This is a genomic window from Mycobacterium sp. TH-M11, from assembly GCF_057473725.1.
Genome location: NZ_JBYCLD010000147.1, coordinates 1 through 3,468, shown reverse-complemented (window position 1 = coordinate 3,468; position 3,468 = coordinate 1). Strand labels below are relative to the sequence as shown.

Annotated in this window: 4 protein-coding genes; 2 read left to right on the top strand and 2 right to left on the bottom strand. The window is 65.1% G+C overall.

Going from position 1 to position 3,468, the window contains the following annotated elements; all coding sequences use genetic code 11:
- Nucleotides 1–88: 88 nt before the first annotated feature.
- Together AC2VOG_RS06315 and AC2VOG_RS06310 are read right to left on the bottom strand one after the other, a co-directional pair.
- Nucleotides 89–373, bottom strand: a complete 285-nt coding sequence (locus AC2VOG_RS06315; RefSeq protein ID WP_486939059.1) for a hypothetical protein — start codon at nucleotides 371–373, stop codon at nucleotides 89–91.
- A 259-nt stretch (nucleotides 374–632) separates the two neighbouring features.
- A complete protein-coding gene (locus tag AC2VOG_RS06310) occupies nucleotides 633–1,049 on the bottom strand; it encodes a MerR family transcriptional regulator (RefSeq protein ID WP_486939058.1) in 417 nt (138 codons plus the stop codon).
- 458 nt (nucleotides 1,050–1,507) lie between these two features.
- Between AC2VOG_RS06310 and AC2VOG_RS06305 the strand changes: the two genes are divergently transcribed.
- Both AC2VOG_RS06305 and AC2VOG_RS06300 read left to right on the top strand, forming a co-directional pair.
- Nucleotides 1,508–2,764 (top strand): PPE family protein, encoded by a 1,257-nt coding sequence (locus AC2VOG_RS06305; RefSeq protein WP_486939060.1) that lies wholly within the window; start codon nucleotides 1,508–1,510, stop codon nucleotides 2,762–2,764.
- Between the two features lie 49 nt (nucleotides 2,765–2,813).
- On the top strand, nucleotides 2,814–3,468 hold a 655-nt coding region (locus AC2VOG_RS06300; protein WP_486939057.1), incomplete at its 3' end, for a PPE family protein.

Genomic DNA, 3,468 nt, shown 5'->3' with positions numbered 1-3,468 from the left:
GTCGAGACGATTCTGCATTCGTCGCCGAAGTCGCCCCAGTCGCCCAGGACGAACGCACCGGCGGGCACCGCAACGTCAGGCTGGGCGCTCATCGCCGGACCTCGATCTCGTCGGCGGCAGCGGTGAGCGCAGACGCCATCTGCCGCAACGACTCCGGGCCGAGGGCGGCAGGGATTTCTCCCAGCAGTGACGCCCACCGGGAGCAACTGCCGTTGCGGCGCTGGATGCCCTCGATGCGCACCGTGAAAGCGCCGTGAACGCGCACGGCGCCCACGAACGGTCTCCACGCGGAGTCGGCGGGGCTCGTCCAGTCGGACACCTGCGCGGCATCCGGGGGAGCGGGTAAATCGGTCAGGTATGGCGTGGTGGTCATTTTGGCTCGTTTCGTGAGTTGGTTTCGAGAAGTCGAGATGAACCGGCGTCTTGCCCATTCCGTGCCCACAAATTGCCCACAGTTACAGTTATTTCGAGTGAACTACAGTGATGAGTTTTCGCAGTTCAGATACCACGCGGGGGTATCTACCAGCCCTCAAAATAGAGTTCGAATCTCACCGAGGGCACCAGAAAATCTAGGCGAACAGATCACTTCGCCGATCGCGCGCCGGATGTTGCGCAGCGACGGACCGTGGCGATCACCTTCGGGGTTGGGTTGCCGCCTCGATACGTTCGGATACAAGATCGACGAATTCGTTGGCGTAGGCCAGTTGTCGACGCAGGTGTGCGACGCTTTCGGCGGCTTTGTCCCGGTAATCGCTGAGTCGTTTGGCTGCGGTACCGCGTTGTGCGCTGTTCGTGGTGGGGTCGTCGAGAATGTCGAAGGAGTCCAGTAGTTCTTTCATCTCCGCGAGGGTGAATCCGAGGGGCTTCATTCGCCGAATAATCAAGAGTCGCTGGATGTCGTGTTCGGTGTAGAGCCGAAATCCTCCGACTGATCGCGCCGAGGGGGTAACCAGGCCGACCTCGTCGTAATGACGGACTGTTCCGATGGAAAGCTCGGTTTGGGCGGCAACTTGGCCTATTTGCATCGGGTGACCTTCAAGGCTGCTCATGTGTGGTCACCTCCTTGACTCGCCGCGGATTGTCAGCGAAGCGGGCCGCCTGGGAGTTGCCCAGCGGACTCGGCTCAATGTACCCGGATGGCGTCTGGCTACATGCTGAAAGCACAGCCGCCGGGCCACATCGGTGGCTCTCGCAAAGTCGCAGAGAGGTGTTGCGGTCGTCACACTATCGCGAGGCCGCTTTGAACTCTACTCTCACTAGAGAGTAGAGTTCTCAATGGTGGCCGCCTCGGAGGCGGCACTCACTCTGAGAACGTAACGCAGCGGCGGCACTACCGCACCTTCCGCACCTTCTAGGCAGGCATGCGCAGCCAGCGCAGTGTCGCTGAACCGAATGTATGCCCGCGCTATGCGGGTGGGCTGGCATGCGTGTTGTCACGGATGAAGTGTCGGGTGCCAGCAGCGGGGTGCTGTCGCTGACGAGATCGAACTGGTGGAGTTGTCGACGGATGCTATTCGGCTTATTGCCGCCCGAGGTTAATTCGGGCCGCATGTACAGCGGTCCCGGGTCGGGTCCGTTGCGTGCGGCCTCCGCAGCCTGGGACCAATTAGCAGACCACTTGTACACTGCGGCATCGGCCCACAGTTCGGAAGTCTCGGCGCTGACCACTGTGTGGCGGGGTCCGTCGTCGGCGGCAATGGTGGCTGCATCGCAGCCGTACGCGGCGTGGATGGTCGCAACGGCCGGACAGGCCGACAGGACCGCCGCGCAGGCGGCGTCTGCGGCGGCGGCTTTTGAGGATGCTTTCGCCGCAACGGTGCCGCCGCCGGTAATCGCCGCCAACCGCGCCCAGTTGGCGGTGTTGATCGCCACCAATTTCATGGGACAGAACACCCCGTTGATCGCAGAGACGGAAGCGCTCTACGCCGAGATGTGGGCACAAGATGCGGCAGCGATGTACGGGTATGCGGCATCGGCGTCGGCCGCGTCGGTGCTGACACCGTTCGGCGCCCCGCCGCGCACCACGGACGCCAACGGCGCCGCAAGCCAGGGTCTAGCGCTCGCTCACGCCGCGGCCAACGCCTCCGGCGCGCAGGCTCAATCTTTGCCCCAGGCGCTGTCAGCGATGGCTCAGTCGATGCCCGGTGTCACGGCCGCCGATGCTCAAGCCGGCGCTGGAGCACCCTCTTTGCTGTCGGCGTTGGACGGTTACTTCACGGGCCGGCTATCGCCATTTCTGCTTTACAGCATCGGCGCGATTCCGGAGCTGTTGGCAGCGCAGCTCTATCTGCTCCCGCAGGCGCTTGCCGATGCCGCTGAGGCGCCGGGCGCAGCGGCCGCGACCGCGTCGCTGGACGCTCCTGCCGGGTCGGCATCGGTCACCGTGACTAACACCGTGTGGGGGGAGCTGGCCCGCGCCGACATAGTTGGGGGCCTGGCCGTCCCACAGGCCTGGACCGTCGCTGCGCCTACCGTCAAGACCGCCGCGGTGGCGTCGGCGGCATCCGATCCATCCGGCCCTGCCGACAGCGCGGCGATCAGCGCCGAAGACCCCGACGCGTTGATCAACGAGTCCCTACCGGCGGCGTTGCCCGCCCAGGGTCGCTTTGGTCTGTCGGCCGAGGTGGGAGCGTCGAATCTGGCTGGGCGGTCCGTGCTCAAATCTCGCGGTAACGCTGGATCGGTGGGGTGGGGCAGCGCGTGCGCGGCGGACGCGCCAGAGAACGTCTCCAACATTTTCGTGATCTCGGAGCGCAGTGAGTGAGCGGTGCTATGGCCGATGTTGTGACGAGGACTCGACAAGGAGTTTGGTGATGGATTACGGCGCGTTGCCCCCAGAGGTCAATTCGGCGCGGATGTACAGCGGTGCGGGCTCGACGCCGCTGCTGGCCGCGGCGGGCGCCTGGGATGCGGTGGCCAGCGAGCTGCGCGCAGCCGCCAACGGCTACGCCTCGACCATCGCGGGCCTGTCCGGATCGTGGGTCGGCCCCTCCTCGACCGCCATGTCCAACGCGGCAGCCTCCTACACCGCCTGGCTCACTGATACCGCCGACACCGCAGAGCAGTTCGCCCGCCACGCCAGAACCGCCGCTACAGCATATGAAACCGCGTTCGCGGCAACGGTTCCCCCGCCCGTCATCGCCGCCAACCGTGCTCAACTGGCCGCACTGACCAGCACCAACATCGTCGGGCAAAACGCCGCAGCCATCGCACACACCGAAGCCCAGTACGCGGCGATGTGGTCCACCGATGCCACCGCGATGTACCGCTACGCCGCCCAGTCCGCAGCCGCAGCCAACCTGAGCCCAACCGACTCACCACCACCGACCACCAACCCGAGCGCAGACACCACCCAAGCACTGAGCCACACCGCCGATACCACCAACATCCAGGCAGTCCTGTCCCACCTGACATCCACCACACCCCAAGCACTACACAGCCTGGCCACCCCCGCCACCGCGACAACCG

Bases quoted from the DNA above. Each gene is read 5' to 3' on its own strand.
- AC2VOG_RS06315 (WP_486939059.1), bottom strand. From the start codon at position 373: ATGACCACCACGCCATACCTGACCGATTTACCCGCTCCCCCGGATGCC.
- AC2VOG_RS06310 (WP_486939058.1), bottom strand. From the start codon at position 1,049: ATGAGCAGCCTTGAAGGTCACCCGATGCAAATAGGCCAAGTTGCCGCC.
- AC2VOG_RS06305 (WP_486939060.1), top strand. From the start codon at position 1,508: ATGCTATTCGGCTTATTGCCGCCCGAGGTTAATTCGGGCCGCATGTAC.